At 73.5% G+C, this 21,347-nt stretch carries 19 protein-coding genes; 14 read left to right on the top strand and 5 right to left on the bottom strand.

The genetic code is table 11. The features are described 5' to 3' along the window. The first annotated feature begins 40 nt into the window (after nt 1–40). Complete coding sequence (locus VFJ94_RS09860) at nt 41–1,051, top strand: polyprenyl synthetase family protein (protein WP_325004031.1); 1,011 nt, start codon at nt 41–43, stop codon at nt 1,049–1,051. Nucleotides 1,052–1,140: 89 nt separating this feature from the next. Here VFJ94_RS09860 and VFJ94_RS09855 read toward each other — a convergent pair whose 3' ends face one another. The 4 genes from VFJ94_RS09855 to VFJ94_RS09840 all read right to left on the bottom strand — a co-directional run bounded on the left by VFJ94_RS09855 (nt 1,141) and on the right by VFJ94_RS09840 (nt 6,806). Then, nucleotides 1,141–2,544 carry a class II fumarate hydratase gene (locus tag VFJ94_RS09855; protein ID WP_325004030.1) on the bottom strand — a complete coding sequence of 468 codons (1,404 nt, stop codon included), beginning with the start codon at nt 2,542–2,544 and terminating at the stop codon, nt 1,141–1,143. Nucleotides 2,545–2,863: 319 nt separating this feature from the next. Then, the gene (gene rarD / locus VFJ94_RS09850; RefSeq protein ID WP_325004029.1) at nt 2,864–3,829 is read right to left on the bottom strand and encodes an EamA family transporter RarD; all 966 of its coding nucleotides are present in this window, start codon (nt 3,827–3,829) and stop codon (nt 2,864–2,866) included. Next, on the bottom strand, nt 3,826–4,905 hold the full coding sequence (locus tag VFJ94_RS09845; protein ID WP_325004028.1) for a 2-oxoacid:ferredoxin oxidoreductase subunit beta: 1,080 nt from the start codon (nt 4,903–4,905) through the stop codon (nt 3,826–3,828). The genes rarD and VFJ94_RS09845 overlap by 4 nt, the downstream gene beginning before the upstream one ends. Beyond that, entirely contained in the window at nt 4,902–6,806 is a 1,905-nt protein-coding gene (locus tag VFJ94_RS09840) for a 2-oxoacid:acceptor oxidoreductase subunit alpha (protein WP_325004027.1), read from the bottom strand. Before VFJ94_RS09840 ends, VFJ94_RS09845 begins: the two co-directional genes overlap by 4 nt. 256 nt (nt 6,807–7,062) lie before the next feature. Between VFJ94_RS09840 and VFJ94_RS09835 the strand changes: the two genes are divergently transcribed. The 11 genes from VFJ94_RS09835 to VFJ94_RS09785 all read left to right on the top strand — a co-directional run bounded on the left by VFJ94_RS09835 (nt 7,063) and on the right by VFJ94_RS09785 (nt 16,943). Next, nucleotides 7,063–7,833, top strand: a complete 771-nt coding sequence (locus VFJ94_RS09835) for a hypothetical protein (protein ID WP_325004026.1) — start codon at nt 7,063–7,065, stop codon at nt 7,831–7,833. A 99-nt stretch (nt 7,834–7,932) separates the two neighbouring features. Beyond that, nucleotides 7,933–8,292 carry an NADH-quinone oxidoreductase subunit A gene (locus VFJ94_RS09830; RefSeq protein ID WP_325004025.1) on the top strand — a complete coding sequence of 120 codons (360 nt, stop codon included), beginning with the start codon at nt 7,933–7,935 and terminating at the stop codon, nt 8,290–8,292. 68 nt (nt 8,293–8,360) lie between these two features. Beyond that, the gene (locus tag VFJ94_RS09825) at nt 8,361–8,954 is read left to right on the top strand and encodes an NADH-quinone oxidoreductase subunit B family protein (protein ID WP_349256085.1); all 594 of its coding nucleotides are present in this window, start codon (nt 8,361–8,363) and stop codon (nt 8,952–8,954) included. Next, nucleotides 8,951–9,478, top strand: coding sequence for an NADH-quinone oxidoreductase subunit C (locus VFJ94_RS09820; protein ID WP_325004023.1), 528 nt, complete (start codon nt 8,951–8,953; stop codon nt 9,476–9,478). The genes VFJ94_RS09825 and VFJ94_RS09820 overlap by 4 nt, the downstream gene beginning before the upstream one ends. A gap of 16 nt (nt 9,479–9,494) precedes the next feature. Continuing rightward, nucleotides 9,495–10,463, top strand: coding sequence for a complex I subunit 1 family protein (locus tag VFJ94_RS09815; protein ID WP_325004022.1), 969 nt, complete (start codon nt 9,495–9,497; stop codon nt 10,461–10,463). Then, a complete protein-coding gene (locus VFJ94_RS09810; RefSeq protein WP_325004021.1) occupies nt 10,460–11,107 on the top strand; it encodes a 4Fe-4S binding protein in 648 nt (215 codons plus the stop codon). The genes VFJ94_RS09815 and VFJ94_RS09810 overlap by 4 nt, the downstream gene beginning before the upstream one ends. Further along, nucleotides 11,104–11,628: an NADH-quinone oxidoreductase subunit J gene (locus tag VFJ94_RS09805; RefSeq protein WP_325004020.1), complete on the top strand. Its 525-nt coding sequence runs from the start codon at nt 11,104–11,106 to the stop codon at nt 11,626–11,628. Before VFJ94_RS09810 ends, VFJ94_RS09805 begins: the two co-directional genes overlap by 4 nt. Further along, on the top strand, nt 11,625–12,029 hold the full coding sequence (gene nuoK / locus VFJ94_RS09800) for an NADH-quinone oxidoreductase subunit NuoK (RefSeq protein ID WP_325004019.1): 405 nt from the start codon (nt 11,625–11,627) through the stop codon (nt 12,027–12,029). The genes VFJ94_RS09805 and nuoK overlap by 4 nt, the downstream gene beginning before the upstream one ends. Further along, a complete protein-coding gene (locus tag VFJ94_RS09795) occupies nt 12,026–13,903 on the top strand; it encodes an NADH-quinone oxidoreductase subunit L (protein ID WP_325004018.1) in 1,878 nt (625 codons plus the stop codon). The genes nuoK and VFJ94_RS09795 overlap by 4 nt, the downstream gene beginning before the upstream one ends. Continuing rightward, nucleotides 13,894–15,396 (top strand): NADH-quinone oxidoreductase subunit M, encoded by a 1,503-nt coding sequence (locus VFJ94_RS09790; protein ID WP_325004017.1) that lies wholly within the window; start codon nt 13,894–13,896, stop codon nt 15,394–15,396. The genes VFJ94_RS09795 and VFJ94_RS09790 overlap by 10 nt, the downstream gene beginning before the upstream one ends. Beyond that, nucleotides 15,393–16,943, top strand: coding sequence for an NADH-quinone oxidoreductase subunit N (locus VFJ94_RS09785; RefSeq protein WP_325004016.1), 1,551 nt, complete (start codon nt 15,393–15,395; stop codon nt 16,941–16,943). The genes VFJ94_RS09790 and VFJ94_RS09785 overlap by 4 nt, the downstream gene beginning before the upstream one ends. Nucleotides 16,944–17,041: 98 nt before the next feature. On the opposite strand, the gene VFJ94_RS09780 is transcribed toward VFJ94_RS09785, so the two are convergent. Then, entirely contained in the window at nt 17,042–17,638 is a 597-nt protein-coding gene (locus VFJ94_RS09780; RefSeq protein WP_325004015.1) for a hypothetical protein, read from the bottom strand. 195 nt (nt 17,639–17,833) lie between these two features. On the opposite strand from VFJ94_RS09780, the gene htpX reads away from it, so the two are divergent. Next, nucleotides 17,834–18,709: a zinc metalloprotease HtpX gene (htpX, locus tag VFJ94_RS09775; protein ID WP_325004014.1), complete on the top strand. Its 876-nt coding sequence runs from the start codon at nt 17,834–17,836 to the stop codon at nt 18,707–18,709. A 57-nt stretch (nt 18,710–18,766) separates the two neighbouring features. Continuing rightward, entirely contained in the window at nt 18,767–21,322 is a 2,556-nt protein-coding gene (gene pepN / locus VFJ94_RS09770; RefSeq protein ID WP_325004013.1) for an aminopeptidase N, read from the top strand. The last annotated feature ends 25 nt before the right edge of the window (nt 21,323–21,347 follow it).

Below are 21,347 nucleotides of genomic sequence, written 5' to 3'. Positions count from 1 at the left end.
CGGTGATGACCCCGCGCAGCGCCCGAGCGGCAGGACCCCGATGACCATGCAGGCGACCCCGCCCGTGCTCACCGTCCCCGGAGCGACGGACGAGCTGACGGCACGTCTGCAGGACGGGCTGGCCCGCGTCGACCTGCTGCTGCGCGAGGTCGTGGACCACGACGACCCCTTCATCGCCGAGGCGTCCGGTCACCTCGTGGCCGCCGGCGGCAAGCGGTTCCGGCCGCTGTTGACGCTGCTCGCGGGCGAGCTCGCCGGCGGCATCAACGACGACGTGGTGCGCGCCGCGGCGGGCGTCGAGCTGACCCACCTCGCCTCGCTCTACCACGACGACGTCATGGACGAGGCGACGGTGCGCCGCGGCGTGCCGTCGGCCAACGCGGCATACGACAACTCCACGGCGATCCTCGTCGGGGACCTGCTCTTCGGCAAGGCCTCGGAGCTGATCGCCGGGCTGGGCGCCGAGGCGGTGCGCATCCAGGCGCAGACCTTCGTGCGGCTGTGCGCGGGCCAGATCCGCGACGACCGTCCGTGTCCGCCGGGCGTCGACCCGGTCGACTACTACCTGCAGGTGCTCGCGGACAAGACCGGGGTGCTCATCGCGACGGCGGGGCGGTACGGCGCGATGTTCGGCGGCGGCTCCGCCCGGACGGTCGAGATCATGCGCGCGTACGGCGAGAAGGTCGGCATCGCCTTCCAGCTCGCCGACGACCTGATCGACATCGCCTCGGACACCGAGGAGACGGGCAAGACCCCGGGCACCGACCTGCGCGAGGGCGTCGACACCCTCGCGGTCCTGCGGGCCAAGGAGTCGGCCGACCCAGCCGACGCGCGGCTGTTCGAGCTGCTGTCCCGCGACCTGTCCGCCGACGAGGCCGGTCTGCGCGAGGCCCTGACCCTGCTGCGCGCGCACCCGGCTCTCGAGCGCGCTCGCGAGGAGACGTATGCCGTCGCGCGGGCCGCGCAGCGACTGCTCGACCCGCTGCCGGACAGCGATGCGAAGGCCGCCCTGCAGGCGCTCGCCCTGTCGGTCGTCGCCCGCGTCGGCTGAGGCGCCCGCGACCCCCAGCGGTTCGAGGTATTCGCCGACCGCCCGCGGTCGGCGAATACCTCGAACCGGCAGGGGAGTCGAGGGAAAGGTCAGTCGGCGCGGGGCGGCCGCGTCATGGCGAGCACGTCGAGCGCCTCGTCGAGCTGGTCCTCGGTGAGCTTGCCGTCGCCGACGTGGCCCTGCTCGATGACCACCTCGCGGATCGTGCGGCGCTCCTTGACGGCCTGCTTGACGACGGCGGCGGCCGCCTCGTAGCCGATGTAGCGGTTGAGCGGCGTGACGATGGACGGCGAGGACTCGGCCAGCTCGCGGGCGTGCTCGACGTCGGCGGTGATGCCGTCGACGCACCGGTCGGCGAGCAGCCGCGCCGTGGCGGCGAGCAGGGTGATCGACTCGAGGACGTTCTTGGCGAGCACCGGGAGCATGACGTTGAGCTCGAAGTTGCCCGCGGCCCCCGCCGTCGTGATCGCGACGTCGTTGCCGATGACCTGCGCGCAGGCCATGAGGGTGGCCTCGCAGATCACGGGGTTGACCTTGCCCGGCATGATGCTCGACCCGGGCTGCAGGTCGGGCAGGTGGATCTCGCCGAGGCCGGTGCGTGGCCCGGAGGACATCCACCGCAGGTCGTTGCAGATCTTGGTGAGGCTGACGGCGACGACCTTGACCGCCCCCGACAGCTCGACGACGGCGTCCTGCGCGGACTGGGCCTCGAAGTGGTTCTGCGCCTCGACGAAGGGGATGCCGCTCGCCTGCGCCACCTTGTCGATGACCTTGGCGGCAAAGCCCGGCGCGGCGTTGATCCCGGTGCCGGCCGCGGTGCCGCCGAGCGGCAGCTCGCACGTCGCGCTCGCCGCACGCGTGACCCGGGCCGCGCCGAGCTCGACCTGGTGGCGGTAGCCGCCCATCTCCTGTCCGAGGGTGACGGGGACGGCATCCATGAGGTGGGTGCGGCCGGACTTGACGACGTCGGCGAACTCGGCCTCCTTGCGGGCCAGGGACGCGGCGAGGTGGGTCAGGGCGGGCACGAGCCCGGACAGGGCGGCGTCCGTGGCTGCGATGCGCAGGGCACTCGGGAAGGTGTCGTTGCTCGACTGGCCCGCGTTGACGTGGTCGTTGGGGTGGACGGACAGGCCGCTCGACAGCGACGCGAGCCGGGCGACGACCTCGTTGACGTTCATGTTGGTCGAGGTGCCCGAACCGGTCTGGAAGACGTCGATGGGGAAGTGGTCGTCGTGCTGGCCGGAGGCCACCTCCCGGGCGGCGGCGGCGATGGCCTCGGCACGCGGCCGGTCGAGCACTCCGAGGTCCGCGTTGACCTCGGCGGCCGCGGCCTTGAGCTGAGCGAGGGCGTGGACGACGCCCGGCGGGACCGGCTGCCCGCTGATCGGGAAGTTCTCGACGGCCCGGGCCGTCTGGGCGCCCCACAAGGCGTCGGCGGGCACCTGCACCTCGCCCATGGAGTCGTGTTCGGTCCGCATCGGCTGCTCAGTCATGGGCCCATTGTGCCCGGGCCCCGAGCCGTTGCCCGGCCGACCCGGCCGACCCGGCCGACCCGGCATACCGAGCCGGTCTCGTCGCCTCAGGGCGCGCGGCGCGGCGTGCTGGCCGCGGCGCGAGGATCAACTGGCAGATCAACTGGCGGTTGTGGTCACCAGGGCAGCAACGACTGCCAGTTGATCTGCCAGTTGATCGCGCTCGCCCATGAGCCAGCTCATCAACTGGCGGATCAACTGGCGAGTGGGGTCGTCAGGGCAGCAGCGGCTGCCAGTTGATCTGCCAGTTGATCAGTTGATCAGCTGATCGCAGTGGCGCTCACGCGGCGGGTCGCGCCGCGGTGGCGCGGCGCAGCGCGAGGAGCGAGTCGACCGTGAGCACGACCAGAGCCACCCACACGATCCCGAAGCCCACCCACCGCGCCGGCGGCACGACCTCGCCCAGCAGCAACACCCCGCAGAGCAGCTGCAGCACCGGGGTGAGGAACTGGATCAGCCCGACCGTCACGAGCGGGATCCGCCTCGCCGCGGCGGCGAAGGCGAGCAGCGGCAACGACGTCGCGACGCCCGACCCGACGAGCAGGGCCGTGTGCACACCGCCGTGACGGCCGAGCTCCAGGCCGCCGTGGGCGCCGACGACCGCGAGGATCACGGCGGCGACGGGGGCGAGCACGACCGTCTCGACCGTCAGCCCGTGCAACGCCGGCAAGGTGGCCCCCAGCCGGTTCTTGGTCAGGCCGTACAGTGCGAACGACATGGCGAGGACGAGCGCGACCCACGGGACCCGGCCGCCCGCGACGGCGAGAAACAGGCCGGCCACGACGCCGATGGCGACGGCGACCCACTGGAGGGGCCGCAGCCGCTCCTTGAGGACGACCACCCCGAGCGCGACCGTGACGAGCGGGTTGAGGAAGTAGCCGAGCGCCGCGTCGCTGACGTGCCCCGCCGTGACGGCACCGACGTAGACCACCCAGTTGACTGCGATGAGGCCGGCGGCCACGGCGATGGCGAGCATCGTGCGGGGACGGCGCACCAGCGGTGCGACCCACCGGACGTCACGGGTGGCCGCGAGCACCAGCACGCAGACGACCAGCGTCCAGAGGATGCGGTGGGCCAGGATCTCCCACGCGCCGGCCGGCTTGAGCGCGTCGAAGTAGAGCGGGAAGAAGCCCCAGATGCCGTATGCCGCGATGCCGAGGAGCGTGCCCCGCCCCACCTCGCCGGAGCCGGGTCCCCGGGAGACGGGGCGCGCAGGAGTCGCGGTCGCCGTGTCCGGCGCGGTCACCCGCCCACGGTCCAGGTGTCCCGTCCCGCGAGGAGGGCGTCGATGTCGGCGTCGGTGACCGGGCCGGTCGACGCGGAGGCGAGCTGCGCGCGCAGGCCGTCGTCGTAGGTCGGCCGGTCCACGGAGCGGAAGACCCCCATCGGGACGTGGCCCATGTCGGGGGTGTCGAGTCGCGACAGGGCGAATGCCGCCGACGGGTCCTCGGCGTGGACGTCGTGCACGACGACCTGCCCGGGGTCGGCCTCGGTCCGCGGCACGACGGACAGCGAGCCGCGCTGGTCCCGGACGACGACCGTGTCGCCGGCCGCGACCTCCTGCCCGTCGACGAGCTGGAGGATCCGGGCCTGCGCCTCGGTGCGGTCCTTGAGCACGGCGAACGCCCCGTCGTTGAAGATCGGGCAGTTCTGGTAGATCTCCACCAGGGCCGACCCACGGTGCTCCGCGGCGGCCCGCAGGACCGACGTCAGGTGCGCGCGGTCCGAGTCCATGGTGCGGGCGACGAAGCTGGCCTCCGCGCCGAGCGCGAGCGACACCGGGTTGAAGGGCGTGTCGAGCGAACCGAGCGGGGTCGACTTCGTCACCTGGCCGACGTGCGACGTCGGCGAGTACTGGCCCTTGGTCAGCCCGTAGATCTCGTTGTTGAACAGCAGGATCTTGAGGTTGACGTTGCGGCGCAGGGCGTGGATGAGGTGGTTGCCGCCGATGGAGAGGGCGTCGCCGTCCCCGGTGACGACCCACACCGACAGGTCCTCGCGCGAGGCCGCCAGCCCGGTCGCGATGGCGGGGGCGCGGCCGTGGATGGAGTGCATCCCGTAGGTGTCGAGGTAGTAGGGGAAGCGCGACGAGCAGCCGATGCCCGAGACGAACACGATGTTCTCGCGCTTCAGGCCGAGCTCGGGCAGGAAGCCCTGGACGGCGGCGAGGATGGCGTAGTCACCGCACCCGGGGCACCAGCGGACCTCCTGGTCGGAGGTGAAGTCCTTCTTCGTCAGCGAGTCGCCCTCACCGAGGCGTGGGACGCCGGCCGTGCCGCTGGCGCCGCCGTGTGCCGGCATACCGAGGTCGAGGGTGGTCATCGGACGGGCTCCTTGAGGCGCAGGTCGGTGGCAGCCAGCTCCTTGACTGCGGACACGACGACGTCGGCGAGCTCGGTGGCCGGGAAGGGCAGCCCGCGCACGGAGGTGTGGGACCGCACGTCGACGAGGTAGCGCGCGCGCAACAGCATGGCGAGCTGGCCGAGGTTCATCTCCGGCACGATGACCCGGCTGTAGCCCCGCAGCACCTCACCGGTGTTGCTCGGGAAGGGCGCGAGGTGGCGCAGGTGCGCCTGGGCGACCCGGGCTCCCGTGGCGCGGGCCAGCCGGACCGCCGCGGCGATGGGGCCGTAGGTCGAGCCCCAGCCGAGGACGAGCACGTCGGCGTCTCCGGTCGGGTCGTCGATCTCGAGGGGCGGGACCGTCGACGCGATGCCGTCGATCTTGGCTTGCCGCAGCCGGCTCATCCGGTCGTGGTTGTCCGGGTCGTAGGAGATGTTGCCGGTGACGTCAGCCTTCTCGATGCCGCCGACGCGGTGCTCGAGGCCCGGCGTGCCGGGCACGGCCCACGGCCGGGCCAGCGTCTGCGGGTCGCGCAGGTAGGGGTGGAACACGGGCTCGCCCTTGGCGTCCGTGTCGTTGGGCTCCGTCGTGAACTCGACCGTGAGGTCCGGCAGCTCGCTCGTGCGTGGCAGCCGCCACGGCTCCGAGCCGTTGGCCAGGTAGCCGTCGGACAGGATGATGACGGGCGTGCGGTAGGTCGTCGCGATCCGCACCGCCTCCACCGCGATGTCGAAGCAGTCCGCCGGGGTCGAGGGCGCGACAACGGCCACGGGCGACTCGCCGTTGCGCCCGTAGAGGGCCTGGAGCAGGTCGGCCTGCTCCGTCTTGGTCGGCAGGCCGGTCGACGGCCCGCCGCGCTGGATGTCGCACACGATGAGCGGCAGCTCGAGCGACACGGCGAGCCCGATCGTCTCGGCCTTGAGGGCGAGGCCCGGCCCGGAGGTCGTCGTCACGCCGAGGGCGCCCCCGAAGGAGGCGCCGAGCGCCGCGCCGACGCCGGCGATCTCGTCCTCGGCCTGCATCGTGGCCACGCCGTAGCGCTTGAGGCGCGCGAGGGTGTGCAGGATGTCGGAGGCCGGGGTGATCGGGTAGGACCCGAGGAAGAGGGGGATGCCGGCCCGGTGCGCCGCCGCCACGAGGCCGAGCGAGAGCGCCGTGTTGCCGGTGACGTTGCGGTAGGTGCCCGGGGGCATCGCGGCGGGCGCCACCTCGTAGCTGACCGCGAAGTCCTCGGTCGTCTCGCCGTAGTGGTGGCCCGCCCGCAGCGCCGCGAGGTTGGCCTCGAGGATGTCCGGCTTGTCGGCGAACTTCGCCTGGAGGAACGACTCGGTGCCGGACATCGGCCTGGTGTAGAGCCAGGAGAGCAGCCCGAGGGCGAACATGTTCTTGGCCCGCTCCTTCTCCTTGCGGCTGAGGCTGGAGAAGGCGGCGAGCGCCTCGACGGTGATCGAGGTGAGCGCGAGGGGGTGGACGTGCCAGGACTCGAGCGAGCCGTCCTCGAGCGGGTTCGCGGCATACCCGACCTTGGCCAGGTTGCGCTTGGTGAACTCGTCGGTGTCCGCGATGATCGTCGCGCCCCGGGGCAGGTCCCGCAGGTTGGCCTTGAGGGCCGCGGGGTTCATCGCGACGAGGACGTCGGGCGCGTCGCCGGGGGTGAGGACGGCGTGGTCGGCGAAGTGCAGCTGGAAGCTCGACACGCCGGGCAGGGTGCCCTGCGGCGCCCGGATCTCGGCGGGGAAGTTCGGCAGCGTCGACAGGTCGTTGCCGAGCAGCGCCGTCTGGGAGGTGAAGCGGTCACCCGTGAGCTGCATCCCGTCCCCGGAGTCCCCTGCGAATCGGATGACGACCCGGTCGAGCCGCTGGACGGTCTTGGTGTTCATGGTGGAGAGTGCCTCGAGCTTTCCCTGTCGGTCGCGAGCCCGGCTTGTGGCGGTGGGCTCATTCCATGGTAGGTCGTCCGGTCGAACCGTCTGGTCAACCGTCAATCTCCGGACAACATTCCGACACCCGCCGTCACCCGCCGTGCACCCCGGATTCGCCGCCGTCCCGGGTGGCGGCGGAGGGCGCGGGGGTCCACAGTGGGAGGCGAGGCTGGCGACCCGGCCCAGCCGTGCGGCATACCAGGGAGAAGGCCCCATGCGTCCACGAGTCCTCGCCGCGGTGGCCGCGGCGGCAAGTGTCACCCTCCTCGTCCCGAGCGCCGCGTCCGCCACCCACTCGTGGGGCGGCTACCACTGGGCGCGCACGAGCAACCCGTTCACGGTCCGGCTCGGTGACAACGTCTCCTCCCAGTGGGACACGAGCCTGCAGGGAGCCTCGGCCGACTGGACCAAGTCGGCCGTCCTCGACACGAGCGTCGTGACCGGCTCGACGGCCCCCAAGAACTGTCGCCCGACCGCGGGACGGGTCGAGGTCTGCAACGCCCGCTACGGCAACACGGGCTGGCTCGGCGTCGCGTCGATCTCGGTCACCGGCGGCGTCCACATCACCCAGGGCACGGTGAAGCTCAACGACACGTACTTCTCGACGAGCACGTACAACACGCCCGCCTGGCGCAACCTCGTCACCTGCCAGGAGATCGGCCACACCCTCGGCCTCGACCACCAGGACGAGAACTTCACCAACGCCAACCTCGGCACGTGCATGGACTACACCAACAGCCCGGGCACGAACCAGCACCCCAACAAGCACGACTACGACGAGCTGGCCCTGATCTACAGCCACCTCGACAGCACGACGACGGTCGGCGCCGCCGCGCGGCCCGGTGCGGCAGGCGCGCCGGCGAGCAACGACGCCTCGGGCTGGGGACGGGTCGTCGAGGGCTCGCGCGCAGCGGGCCACTCGACCCACGTGCGCGACCTCGGCCGGGGCGACCTCGTCGTCACGTTCGTGACGTGGGCCCGCTGACGGGCTCGTGACGGGGGCACGCTGACGGTGTCCTGATGCCGGCCTCACACCGGCCAGCCGCCCCACCGTGCGGCGCCCCCGCCAACTAGGCTGCTTCCCATGGTCGGGTATGTCGCCGTCGCCGCCGTCGTGGGAGCAGGGGTGCTCCTCGTCACGGCGGCCATGGTCGCGCGCCGCCTGCTCGCGCCGACGGCCTCGGTCGCGGCCAAGCTCACGACCTACGAGTCGGGTGTCGACCCGGTGGGCGTGGGCTGGGCGCAGACCAAGGTGCGCTACTTCGTCTACTCGTTCCTCTACGTCGTCTTCGCCGTCGACGCCGTCTACCTCTTCCCCTGGGCGACCGTGCTGCGCGACGCCCGGCTCGGCGCGGCCAGCCTCGTCGAGATGGGCATCTTCCTCGCCGTGCTCGTCCTCGGCCTCGGCCACGCCGCCCGGCGCGGTCTGCTGAGGTGGGTGTGATGGCGACCGGGCGCGAGGTGGACCTGCCGCTTCCCACGGTCCGGCCCGTCGCGCTCGACTCCGTCCGGATGGGGGCCGTCGGCGAGCACGCCCCGAGGCCGATCAAGGTCGTGCTCAACTGGGGCCGGCGCTACTCGCTGTGGGTCTTCAACTTCGGCCTCGCCTGCTGCGCCATCGAGTTCATCGCCGCCTCGATGGGCCGGCACGACTTCATCCGGCTCGGGGTCATCCCCTTCGCGCCGGGGCCACGGCAGGCCGACCTCATGGTCGTGTCCGGCACGGTCACCGACAAGATGGCGCCGGCGATCCGGCGTCTCTACGACCAGATGCCCGAGCCGAAGTACGTCATCTCCTTCGGCGCCTGCTCCAACACCGGCGGCCCCTACTGGGACTCCTACAGCGTCACCAAGGGCGTCGACCAGGTCGTCCCGGTCGACGTCTACGTGCCCGGGTGCCCGCCCCGGCCGGAGGCGCTGCTGCACGGCATCATCCGCCTGCAGGAGAAGATCGCGGCCGAGCGGCTCTCGACCGAGACGCTGCGGCGGCGGTATGCCGGCACGCGCACCGGCACGGCCGGCGACGTCACCCGCCCGCTGCTGCTGGCGCCGACCGGCCACAGCGGCGTCGCGGGCGCCGCGCACCCGGACGGGAGCGACGGATGAGGGTCACCGACGTGCGTGACGTGCCGCTCGCCGACTGGGTGGCGACGGTCGGCCGGCTGCGCGACGACGGGTTTCGCTACTTCGACTGGTTCACGGCGGTCGACCAGACCGACGCCGACGCCGACGCCGGCTTCGACCTCGTCTGCCACCTGCTCGCCATCGGCGCCCCCCGGCAGCTGCGCTCGGTCCTGCTGCGCACCCGACTCCCGGAGGGGGCGGCGGCGCCGTCGCTCACCGGCCTGTTCCCGGGCGCCGCCTGGCCCGAGCGGGAGACGCACGAGATGTTCGGCATCGACTTCGCCGGTTACGACGACGGCACCGGTCTCGGGCTGCGCCCGCTCCTGCTCCCCGACGGCTTCGAGGGCACGCCGCTGCGCAAGTCCTTCGTCCTCGCCGCCCGCGCCGCGAAGACGTGGCCCGGCGGCAAGGAGCCGGGGGAGGGCCACGGCGACGCCGGGCGCGCGCCCTCCCGGCGCCGCGTCCAGGCGCCCGGCGTGCCGGGGCCCGAGTGGGGGCCCCGGTGAGCGCGGTGAGCGTGCGGTGACCGTGGCCACGTCGGTGCTCGAGGTCGTGCTGCGCGCGGGCGCCGTGCTCGCGGCCTTCCTCGTCCTGCCGCTCCTCGTCGGCCAGGCCGAGCACAAGGTCATGGCCCACATGCAGGGCCGGCTCGGGCCGATGTATGCCGGGGGCTTCCACGGGTGGGCCCAGCTCGTCGCCGACGGGGTGAAGTTCGTCCAGAAGGAGGACGTCACCCCCGCCCGGGCGGACCGGTGGGTCTTCCGGCTCGCCCCGGCGGTGGGGCTCATCCCCTACCTCGTCGCGCTCGCGGTCGTCCCCCTGTCCCCGTCCGTCGTCGGTGCGCAGGTCGACGCCAGCGTGCTGCTCGTCCTCGCCGTCATCGGGGTGGGCATCGTCGGCACGCTCATGGCGGGCTGGGCCTCGGCCAACAAGTACTCCCTGCTCGGCGCGATGCGGGCGGCTGCCCAGCTGCTGTCCTACGAGCTGCCGATGGTGCTGGCGGTCGCCTCGGTGGCGCTCGCGGCCGGCACCCTGTCGCTGACCGGCATCGCGGCCGCCTGGAGCCCCTGGTGGCTCGTGTGGCAGCTTCCCGGGGCCGTCGTCTTCCTCGTGTGCGCGCTCGCCGAGCTGCAGCGGCCGCCCTTCGACATGCCCGTGGCCGACTCCGAGATCGTCTTCGGCGTCTTCACGGAGTACACCGGGCTGCGCTTCGCCTTCTTCCTCCTCGCCGAGTACGCCGGCATCGTCGTCCTCTCCCTCCTCTTCGCCGTGCTGTTCCTCGGCGGCTGGGCCGGCCCGCTGCCGGACACGCTCGGCTGGCTCTGGACGCTGCTCAAGGGCTTCGCCGTCGCCGTCGTGGTCATCTGGCTGCGGGTGTCGTGGCCGCGGCTGCGCGAGGACCAGCTGCAGCGCCTCGCGTGGGTGTGGCTCGTGCCGGTCGCCCTGCTCCAGCTTGCCGTCACGTCTGTCGTCGTGGTGGTGACCCGGTGACCGGGCAGCCGCCGGAGGGCCGGCTCGGGGGCCTGCTGCCCGGGCTGGCCAAGGGGCTCGCGACGACGGCCCGCTCCCTGACCCGGCACGCGCACACCGCGGAGTATCCCGACGTGCGGCCGGCACTGCCGCCGCGCAGCAGGGGGGTCATCGCGCTCACGGAGGAGAACTGCACGTCCTGCATGCTCTGCGCGCGCGAGTGCCCCGACTGGTGCATCTACATCGACTCGCACAAGGAGGAGATCCCCGCCACGACGCCGGGCGGCCGGGCGCGGCAGCGCAACGTGCTCGACCGCTTCGCCATCGACTTCTCGCTGTGCATGTACTGCGGCATCTGCGTCGAGGTGTGCCCCTTCGACGCGCTGCACTGGAGCCCCGAGTTCGAGTACGCCGAGCTCGACATCCGCGACCTGCTCCACGAGAAGGACCGGCTGCGCGCGTGGATGGAGACCGTGCCGCCCCCGCCGCCGCTCGACCCGGCCTCGGCGGTCCCCGCAGAGGTCACGGCCGCCGCGAAGCCGCCCCGCCCGGCCGGCAGGGGCCCGGCCCGCCCGCGGGTCGCTGCGGAGGCGCCGGGCACGCAGCCGCCCGCCGCCGGTGGGCCGCCGATGCCGCCGGAGCACGCGACGGGAGAGCAGGAGTGACGACTCGCGACATCGTCTTCGCCGCGGTCGGGCTGGTCACCGCCGTCTGCGGCGCGCTCGCGGTGACGACGCGGCACGTCGTGCACGCCGCCCTCTGGCTGCTCGTCTGCCTCGGCTCCCTCGCCGGGTGCTACCTCGTGCTGGGCCAGGAGCTGGTGGGGCTGGTCCAGCTGCTCGTCTACGTGGGCGCGATCGTGGTGCTCGTCCTCTTCGCCCTCATGCTCACCCGCGCCCCGATCGGGCCGCACGCGCACATCGGGACCAGGCTGTGGCAGCGGGTCGCCGGTGGCGTGCTCGGCGCCGCGACGACGGCGCTCGTCGCGGCGCTCGCCCTGCCCGTCCTCGGGGCGGGCACGGTCGACCTGGACGGGCCGCCGACGACGACCCCGCAGGTGGGCGCGGCGATCTTCGGCACGTGGGTGTGGCCCTTCGAGCTGCTCTCGGTGCTGCTCCTCGTCGCCCTCGTAGGCGCCTTCGCGGTGTCCCGACTCGTCGTGCCCGACGGCGGGCGGCGCCAGTGATCCACCTCTTCCTGCCGGCCGGCCTCGCGGCCCTGCTCGTCGGCCTCGGCGTCTACGGCGTGCTCGCACGGCGCAACGCCGTGCTCGTCCTCGTGGGGGTCGAGCTCGTCCTCGCCGGCGCGAGCCTGCTGCTCATCACCGCCGGCTCACGCCCCCGGTCGCCGTATGCCGCAGGGCCGGTCCTCACCCTCTTCGTCATCACCATCGCCGCGGCCGAGGTCGTCGTCGCCCTCGCGGTCATCCTGCTGCTCTTCCGCCGGGCCGCATCCGTCGACCTCACTGCGGCCCCCGACGCAGCCCCTCCCGCCCCAGCCCCTCCCGCCCATTCGAGGTATTCCGCGACCGCATCCGGTAGCGGAATACCTCGAACCGGGGGAGGAGGAGGGGGGCTGGCGCCGTGAGGGCGGTCGTCCCGCTGCTCGTCGCCGTCCCGGCCCTCGCGGCGCTGGCCGGGCTGCTCGTGCGCCTCCTCGGCTCCCGCTCGGGGCCGGCGGCGCGCGTCGTGGCGGTCGCCGGCGCGGCCGTCACCGCCGCCCTCGCGCTGCTGCAGTGGCTCGCCCCGGCGGCGGCGGCCGACCTCGACAGCCTGGGCGGGCTGCCCCTCGGAGACCTCAGCGTGCCGCTGCACCTGCTGTCCGACCCCCTGTCGGGCCTGCTCGCCCTCGTCGTCGCGCTCGTCGTGCTCGGCATCCAGCTCTTCACCACGTGGTATCTCACGACCGACCCGCGCTACCCGCAGTTCGCCGCGACGGTGTCGCTCTTCGCGGCCGGGATGCTCCTCGTCGTCCAGTCGGCCGACCTCGCCCTCACCCTTGTCGGCTGGGAGGTCATGGGTTGGTGCTCGTGGCTGCTCATCGGGCATGACAGCGAGCGGGCGGCCGCGCGGCGGGCGGCATACAAGGCCTTCCTCGTCACCCGCGCCGCCGACATCGGCATGGTCGTCGGGCTCGTGGCGCTCGCCGTCCGCGCCCGCAGCACCGACCTGCAGGACGTCCTCACCGCTCCGGGCGCCGACGCGACCCTGACGGCCGGGCTGGTGTGCGTGGCCCTCGGGGTGGCGGGCAAGTCGGGGCTGGTGCCCTTCCACGACTGGCTGCCCGACGCGATGGAGGGCCCCACGCCCGCGTCAGCCCTCATCCACGCCGCGACGATGGTGGCGGCCGGCAGCTACGTCGTCGGGCGGCTCTTCCCGCTGTATGCCGTGAGCGACGGCGCCCGCACGCTCCTCGCCGTCCTGGCGGCGGCCACCATGGTCTGGGCGGCGCTGCTCGCCTTCGCGCAGTCCGACCTCAAGCGGCTGCTCGCCTACTCGACGCTCAGCCAGATCGCCATCCTGCTCGGCGGGCTCGCGGCGGCGCCGGTCGCGGCCGGCGCGGCCCCGGCCATGGGGCACCTCGTGGGACACGCCTTCTTCAAGGCCCTGCTCTTCCTCGCTGCCGGCTGGCTCGCGGTCCTGGCCGGTGCGACGGCGCTCCCGCGGCTGCGGGGCCGGCTCCGCGGGACCGGGGCCCTACGCTGGGCGGTCGGGATCGGGCTCGCCGCGCTCGCGGGCGTGCCGCCGCTCATCGGCTTCGTCACCAAGGACACCGTCGTCGACGCCGCGCTCGAGGGGCTGCACGAGGGGGGCGGCGTGCGGGCCGGCCTCGTCGTCGTCGCGCTGTACGCCACCATCGCCCTCACCGCCGCCTACTGCATGCGCGTGTGGCTGGTGCTCACGGCCGCTGCACCTGCTCCCGAGCCGGGCGCCGTCGCCGAGGCGGTGGCCCTCGAGGCGGGCGGTGAGCCGCACGCCATCGTCCACCCGCCGATCACCCTGGCCGCCGCGCTGGTCGTCGCGCTCCTCGCGGGCCTCACGGCGCTCGGGACGGTGCTGCTCCTCAGTGTCCCCGGGACCGTGTCGGTGGGGGTCGCGACCGCGGCGGTCTCGGTCGTCGTCGTCGCCGCGAGCGCGACGGCCGTCTTCGTCGTCAGCGAGACCGGCGACCGCGACGCCGCCGAGCTCCTGCCCGGGCGCGTCCGCTCGGGCGCCGAGCGCGGCTTCGGCGCCGACACGGCCTACGTCGCCGTCGGTGGGGCGGTGACCAGGCTCGCCCGGCTCGTCGTCATGCTCGACCGCGACGTCGTCGACGCCTACCCGCGCGCGGCCGTCGTCGCCACCCGGGCCGTCGGGCGGGTGGGGGACCGCGTCCACCGCGGCGTCCCGTCGGCGGCGCTCCTCGCGCTCCTGGCCGGCGTCGTGGTCGTGGCTGTCCTGGGGGTGGCCGGGTGGCGCTGACGCTCCTGCTGCTCGTGCCCCTCGTCGGCGCCGTCGTCCTGCTCGCCGCACCGCCACCGACGCCGGCGCGGCCGGGCCACCGTGACGCACCGATCGCCCTCGCCACCGCCGGGCTCGCCGCCCTGCTCGCCGTGGCGGTCGCGATCGCCCGCCCCGTGGTCGACGCGCCGTGGATCCGGTCTCTCGGGGTCCGCTGGCACTTCGCCGTCGACGGGGTGTCGGTGGCACTCGTCCTGCTCACCGCGCTGCTCGGGGTCGTCGTCGTGCTGCACACCATCGTCGGGCCACCTCCCGTCGGGGGGAGCCGCTCGACCCTGCTCGGCTGCGTCCTGCTCGTCGAGGCCGGCGCCCTGGCGACCTTCCTCGCCCGGGACGCGGTCCTCTTCTTCCTCGCCTTCGAGGTGGTCCTGGTGCCCATGTGGGTGCTCATCCGCCGGTTCGGCGACCCGCACGCGGCAGACGCGGTCCGCGCGGACGCGGCCGGGCGGTTCGTCTTCTTCACCGTCCTCGGCTCGACCCTCATGCTGCTCGGCATCCTGCTGCTCACGCACTCCACCGGCACGTCCGATCTCGCCGCGCTCACCGCAGCCCGCGGCGCGGGCCTGTCGACGGCGGTCCAGGCCACCATCGCCGCCCTCCTCGTCGGCGGCCTCGCCATCAAGGTGCCGCTGTGGCCGGTGCACACCTGGCTGCCGCCGGCGCACACCGTCGCGCCCACCGCCGGGTCGGTGCTCCTCGCGGCCGTCCTGCTCAAGATGGGCAGCTACGGCATCGTGCGCCTCGCCGCACTGCCGCTGCCGGACGGCATGGCGCTGCTCGCCCCCGGGCTCGCGGTCCTCGGCGTCGTCGGCATCCTCTGGGGAGGCCTCGCGTGCCTCGTCGAGCGCGACCTCAAGCGGCTCATCGCCTACAGCTCGGTCGCCCACATGGGCTTCGTCGTGCTCGCCATCGCGTCCGGCAGCCCGACCGGTGTGCAGGCGGCCCTCTTCGGAAACGTCGCCCACGGGATCGTCTCCGCGCTCCTGTTCCTCGTCGTCGGCGACCTCAAGGAGCAGTGGGGGTCGGCCGACCTCACGGTGGCCCGCGCCGCGTTGCGCGACCGGTCCCCGCGATTCGGTCTCGCGCTCGTCATGGGTCTCGCCGCGGCGCTCGGGCTGCCCGGGCTCGTCAGCTTCTGGGGGGAGTTCCTCGCCCTGTATGCCGCGTGGTCGCCCGGGCCCGGCCGCCCCGTCGGCCTGCTGCGGGCCTGCGTCGTCCTCGGCGCCGTCGGGCTCGCCCTCGCGGCCGCCTACGCGCTGCGGGTGGCCCGGATCGTCTGGGCCGGCGAGGGTGGTGACCCCGCCGCCGACCCGGTGCGGGACCTGCACTCGGTCCGGTGGGGCCTCGTCGCCGCGATGCTCGCGGCCATGGTCGTCCTCGGCCTCGTGCCGCACCTGCTCCTGCGCCTCTCCGCCCCGGACGTGGAGGCGCTCGTGGCGCTGGTGGCCCGGTGACCGGCCTCACCTTCGACGTCGTGCCGCTGCTCCCAGCGCTGCTCCCGATCCTCGGCGTGGTCGGCGTGCTCCTCGCGGACCTCGTCACGCCGACCCTGCGGCGCGGGCCGTATGCCGTCGCCGCGGCCGCCGCCCTCGGCGCCGCCGTGGCGGCGGCCCCGGGCACCCGGATGCCAGCCGGCTCCGCGCGGTCCACGCTGTGCATGGACGACGGCCTGGCCACGACCCTCGAGCGGGTGTCGACGCCGCGGTGCTTCTGGACCGCCGACTCGCTGACGAGCACGCTGCAGCTCGCCGCCTGCCTCGCCGCCGTCGTGTGCATCGCGCTCGCGTGGCCGCGCGCCAGCGCCCCGGGCGCGCCGCCCGGTCACGCCCGGGAGCCGGTGGAGGCCACGCTCCTGCTCACCGCGCTCTCGGGCACCGTCGTCGTGGCGGCCAGCCGTGACGTGGGGACGTGGCTCGTCGCGCTCGAGCTCGCGACGCTGCCCATCGTCGTGCTCGTCGCCCTGGGAGGCAGCCGCGCCGCCGTCGCGGGCGCCGTCCAGCTGCTCGTCACCTCGCTCGTGTCCTTCGCCCTGCTCACCCTCGGCGTGGCGCTGTGGTTCCTCGCGACGGGCAGCCCCTTCCTCACCGCCGACGCCGCCGGTGCCGTCGCCGGGGCGGGGCCGGGGGACACCGCGAGGCCGCTCCTGTCGCTCGCGGTCGTCATCATCCTCGCCGGCCTCGGCTTCAAGCTCTCCCTGGCGCCGTTCCACGCGTGGACGCCCACGGCATACGCCGGATCCCGCACGGCCGTGGCCACCTTCCTCGCCACGGTGTCCAAGGTCGCCGCTCTCGCCGGCCTCCTCGTCGTGCTGCGTGCGGTCGCGGTCCTCGGCACCCCGGGGCTGCTCGCGGTCGGCGTGCTCGCGGTGCTCAGCATGACCCTGGGCAACGTCGTAGCCCTGCGGCAGGACGACGTCGTGCGGCTGCTCGCCTGGTCCACGGTCGCCCAGGCCGGCTGGGTCGTGCTCCCGCTCGTCAGCGTGTCCGGGCTCGGCGTGCGGGCGTCAGCCGGCTACCTGCTCACCTACGTCGTCGCCACGCTGGTGGCCTTCGCGGTGGTCGCCGGCACCGTGCGCGAGGTGGGCCCGCAGGGCCGCCGGCTGGGCGCGTATGCCGCGCTGTGGCAGCGGCGGCCGTGGCAGGCCGCGGCGCTGGCCCTGGCGCTCACCTCGCTCGCCGGGCTGCCGCCGGGCGTGGTCGGCCTCGTCGGCAAGGTCGTGGCGCTGCGGCCCGTCGTGGCCCAGGACTGGCTCTGGCTCGCGGTGCTCGCCGCCGCCAACGCCGTGCTCGGGGTGGCCGTCTACCTGCGCTGGCTGCGCCCGGTGCTCACCTCGGCCGGAGCGGACGGCCCGCGGACGGGGGGAGACCCCGGGACGCCCGACCCGGAGGCGCCGCCGCGGGAGCGGCCGGTCGCCGTCACGGTTGCCCTGCTGGCCACCACCGCCGTCCTCGTCGCCGTCAGCGTCCAGCCGGACCTGCTCCTCGGACCGCTCGGCCGCTGACCGCTCGGCCGCTGACCGCTCGGCCGCCCACACCTCGAACGGCGGCCGGGGAAGCCACACCCCTACGGTGGCTCCCCCGGCGCTGGCCGGCCGGCGGGTCAGGACTGCAGGACCGGCTCCCGACGCGGCTCCCGGCCGACCGCCTCGTCACGAGCCGTCGTGGCGTGCCGGAGGCCGAGGAGGCCGAGGACGAGGAAGATCGCTGCGCCGGCGAAGGCGCCGATGGCCGCGAGTCCGGCGATCTTGCCCATGGTCCCGAAGGCGTAGCCGTAGAGCAGCAGACCGCGCAGCGTGTTGCCCATGAAGAGCGTCTGGCGCAGCTCGCCGAGCTTGGTCACCTGGGCCGGGTCGGCGCTCGCGTCCTTGGACAGGGCGGTGAACTGGCCGGAGACCTCGGAGTAGGACTTGCCGCCGCTCGCCTGGTTCATGTGGGCGAGGATGTAGTGGTCGGCGTAGGCCTTGGCCTGGTCGCCGGTCGTCATCGGCTGCCCGGAGTACTGGGCCAGGTTGTCCTTCATGTCCTGGGTCGTGAGGGCCGCTCCGCCCGGCATGGTGATGTGCTGGGCGGTGAGCTGCTCGCTGACGTTGCTGGTGACGAAGCTGCTCGCCCAGGTCAGCAGGCCGCCCGCCACGAGCAGGACGGCGGCGAGGATGAGGCCGGTCCAGGAGATCAGCTGGTCGAGGGTCTTGCGCATCGTTCTCTCCTTGTGGTTCCGCGGGGTCTCCCGGGGCTTCGGTGCTTGCAGGGAAAAGACTACTACAGCAAGTAGTACTACCTGTAGTAGTTTCGCGCTCAACCACCGAGCTGTGACCAAGGCCACCGCAGTATGCCGCCGCGCCCAGCGGCCTCCCAGCGGGAACACAGACGCGCCGCCACGCGTTCAGCCGGCATGCACAACCACTTCAACGGGCTGAAGACGGCTGCCCTCTTCGGGGCCATCTGGGCGCTGCTCCTGGCGCTGGGCAGCCTCATCGGCGGTGGCCGCTACATCTGGCTCTTCGCCCTCATCGGCGTCGCCACGACCTTCTACGGCTACTGGAACTCCGACAAGCTCGCGATCCGGGCGATGCACGCCTACCCCGTCTCGGAGGCGCAGGCGCCTGGGATGTACCGCATCGTCCGCGAACTGTCCACGGCCGCAGGCAAGCCCATGCCGCGCCTCTACATCTCCCCGACCCAGGCGCCCAATGCCTTTGCCACCGGGCGCAATCCGCAGCACGCCGCCGTCTGCTGCACCGAGGGCATCCTCCAGCTCCTCGACGAGCGCGAGCTGCGCGGCGTCCTCGGCCACGAGCTGATGCACGTCTACAACCGCGACATCCTCACCGGCTCGGTCGCGGCTGCCATCGCCGGAGTCATCACGTCCATCGGCCAGATGCTCATGTTCGCAGGCCTGTTCGGCGGCGGCAGCTCCGACGACGACCGGCCTAACCCGATCGCCCTGCTCGCCATGTCGTTCCTCGCCCCGCTGGCGGCCATGCTCATCCAGCTGGCGATCAGCCGCACCCGCGAGTACGACGCGGACGAGGACGGCGCCCGCCTCACCGGTGACCCGCTCGCCCTGGCCTCCGCCCTGCGCAAGCTCGAGCTCGGCGTCGCCCGCGCCCCGCTGGCGCCCCAGCAGGACATCGTCAACGCCAGCCACATGATGATCGCCAACCCCTTCCGCGCCAAGGACGTCTCCCGCTTCTTCGCCACGCACCCGCCGATGGACCGGCGTATCGCCCGCCTCGAGAACATGGCCGGCGGCCCGATCCACCGCTGACCCCTCCCGCGTGCTTCCCCCGGCGGCGCCCGGGCGGGTCTGGCAGGCTCGGGTGCCATGCGCAGCCTCACCCTGAGCGAGGCCCGGGAGCGCTCCGGGCTCATCACCGTCACGTCGTATGCCGTGGAGCTCGACCTCGACCGGGGACCGGAGGTCTTCGGGTCGCGCACGACCGTCCGCTTCACGTGCCGGCAGCCCGGCGCCGACAGCTGGATCGACCTCAAGGCGCGCGACGTCACGTCCGCCGTGCTGGGCGGCGAGCCGCTGGAGGTCGGGACGCCAGTCGACGGTCGGCTCGCGCTCCCGGGGCTCCGCGAGGACAACGAGCTCGTGGTCGAGGCGACGATGGCCTACAGCCGCGACGGGCAGGGGCTGCACCGGGCAACCGACCCTGCCGACGGTGAGGACTACGTCTACGGGCACCTCTTCCTCGATGCGGCCCCGAGCGTCTACGCGTGCTTCGACCAGCCGGACCTCAAGGCGCCCTACGACGTCACCGTCCGCGTGCCGGAGAGCTGGAGCGTCATCGGCAATGGGGCCGCCACCCAGGACGGGCCGGGGCAGTGGTCGCTCGCCACGACCCGTCCCCTCGCGACGTACTTCGTCACGGTGTGCGCGGGGCCCTACGTCTCCGTGCGCGCCGAGCACGACGGCATACCGCTCGGGGTGCATGCGCGGGCGTCGCTCCGCGGTCCTCTCGAGCGGCACGCCCCCGAGATCCTCGACACCACCCGACGGTCGTTCGACTACTTCCACGACTTGTTCGGCATTCGCTACCCGTTCGGGGAGTACCACCAGGTCTTCGTGCCGGAGTTCAACGCCGGCGCCATGGAGAACCCGGGCTGCGTCACGGTGCGCGACCAGTACCTCTTCCGCGGCGCCGCCACCCGGGACGAGCTGCTCGGCCGCGCCAACACCGTCTCACACGAGCTCTCGCACATGTGGTTCGGCGACCTCGTCACCATGCGGTGGTGGGACGACCTGTGGCTTAACGAGTCGTTCGCGGAGTACATGTCCCACCGCTGCCTCGTTGACGCGACCGGCTACACCGACGCGTGGGTCGACGGGACCATCGCGCGCAAGGTGTGGGGGTATGCCGCCGAGCGGAGCCCGTCGACGCATCCCGTCGCCGGGGTGGCCGCCCTCGACGCGCAGAGCGCCCTGCAGAACTTCGACGGCATCTCCTACGCCAAGGGGTCGGCCGCCCTGCGTCAGCTCATCGCCTACGTCGGGGACGCGGCGTTCGTCGCGGGCGTGCGCGCCTATCTCGCCGACACGGCATACGGCAACGGCACGTTGGCCGAATTCCTCGCCGCCATCGAGAAGGCGAGCGGCACGGACCTGGAGGCGTGGTCCCAGGCCTGGCTCCTCACCGCCGGCCGGGACACGCTGTCGGTCGACCTCGACACGGACCCGGGACGGGACGACTGGGGACCGGGCGGGGACGCGCCGGGTGCGGCCACCCGGCCGCCCGCGGTCGTCCGGTCAGCCACAGTCGTCCGGGAGGCGCCGCGGGACTTCCCGGCGGACCGGCCGCACGCCGTGGACGTGGCCGCCTGGACCGGTGGCGTGGAGCGGGCCCGCGCGCGGGTGACGGTGACGGGCCCGGCCACCCCGCTGCCGGCGCTCGCCGGCGTCCCCGTGCCGGCGCTGGTCCTGCCCAACGCCTCCGACCTGACGTGGGCCCGGGTGCGGCTCTCGGCGGAGACGGTGGCGCTGCTGCCGGAGCAGCTTCCCCTTGTGCCCGACCCGCAGGCCCGGGCGGTGGTGTGGGCCGCCCTGCTCGACGGCGTGTCGACAGCCGAGGTCTCGCCGGACGCCTTCGTGGGCGTCGTCACCGCAGCGTGGCCGCGGGAGACAAACTCCTCGATCCTGACCCGGGTGGCCGCCTACGCGGAGCACCGCGTCATCCCCTTCTTCGTGCCCCGTGCCGAGCAGCCGGCGGTGCGCGGGCGGCTGGCGACCACGGCCAGGTCACTGCTCGAGAGCGCCGCCGCGGGCAGCACGGAGTCGCTCGCCGCCGCCCGGCTCCTCGCCGGCACAAGCGACGACGAGGCGTTGCTGCGCGACTGGGCGGCCGGACGCGGGCTGCCCGCGGGGCTCGAGGACGACGGCGACTTCCGCTGGATCGTCGTGCGCAACCTGGCCACCCGGGGCCTGATCGACGCGGAGGGCATCGAGGGCTACCGGGACCAGGACGACACGCTGCAGGGCTCGCTCAACGCGCTGCTCTGCCGGGCCGGCATCCCGCGGCCCGAGGCCAAGGAGTGGGCCTGGGAGCAGCTGACGGGGCGGCACGGGCGCTCGAACTACGAGATGAACCACCTGGCGCGAGGCTTCTGGGCCGCCCCGTACGACGAGCTCATGCAGCCGTGGGTGGAGCGGTTCTTCACCGACGTGCCGGCCATGGCGGGCTGGGTCGGGGAGGACGCCCTGTCGCGCGTCGTCGCGCTTGCCTTCCCGCAGGTCTTCACCGAGGACACGGCGCGCCGCAGCCGCGAGGCGCTGGCGCGCAGCGACCTGACACCGGCCGTGCGGCGCTCGCTCGTCGACGCCGACTGGGAGCTGCAGGAAGCGCTGCAGTCCCGCCATCGGTTCCACCCGGTGTCGTGACCGGCCTCGGGCCGTTGGGGCTCGG

Origin of the sequence: Intrasporangium sp., from assembly GCF_035688975.1 — a bacterium.
GTDB lineage: Bacteria > Actinomycetota > Actinomycetes > Actinomycetales > Dermatophilaceae > CALMNV01.
Note: the sequence above shows the minus strand (reverse complement) of the source record. Positions and strands in the feature narration are given on the sequence as shown.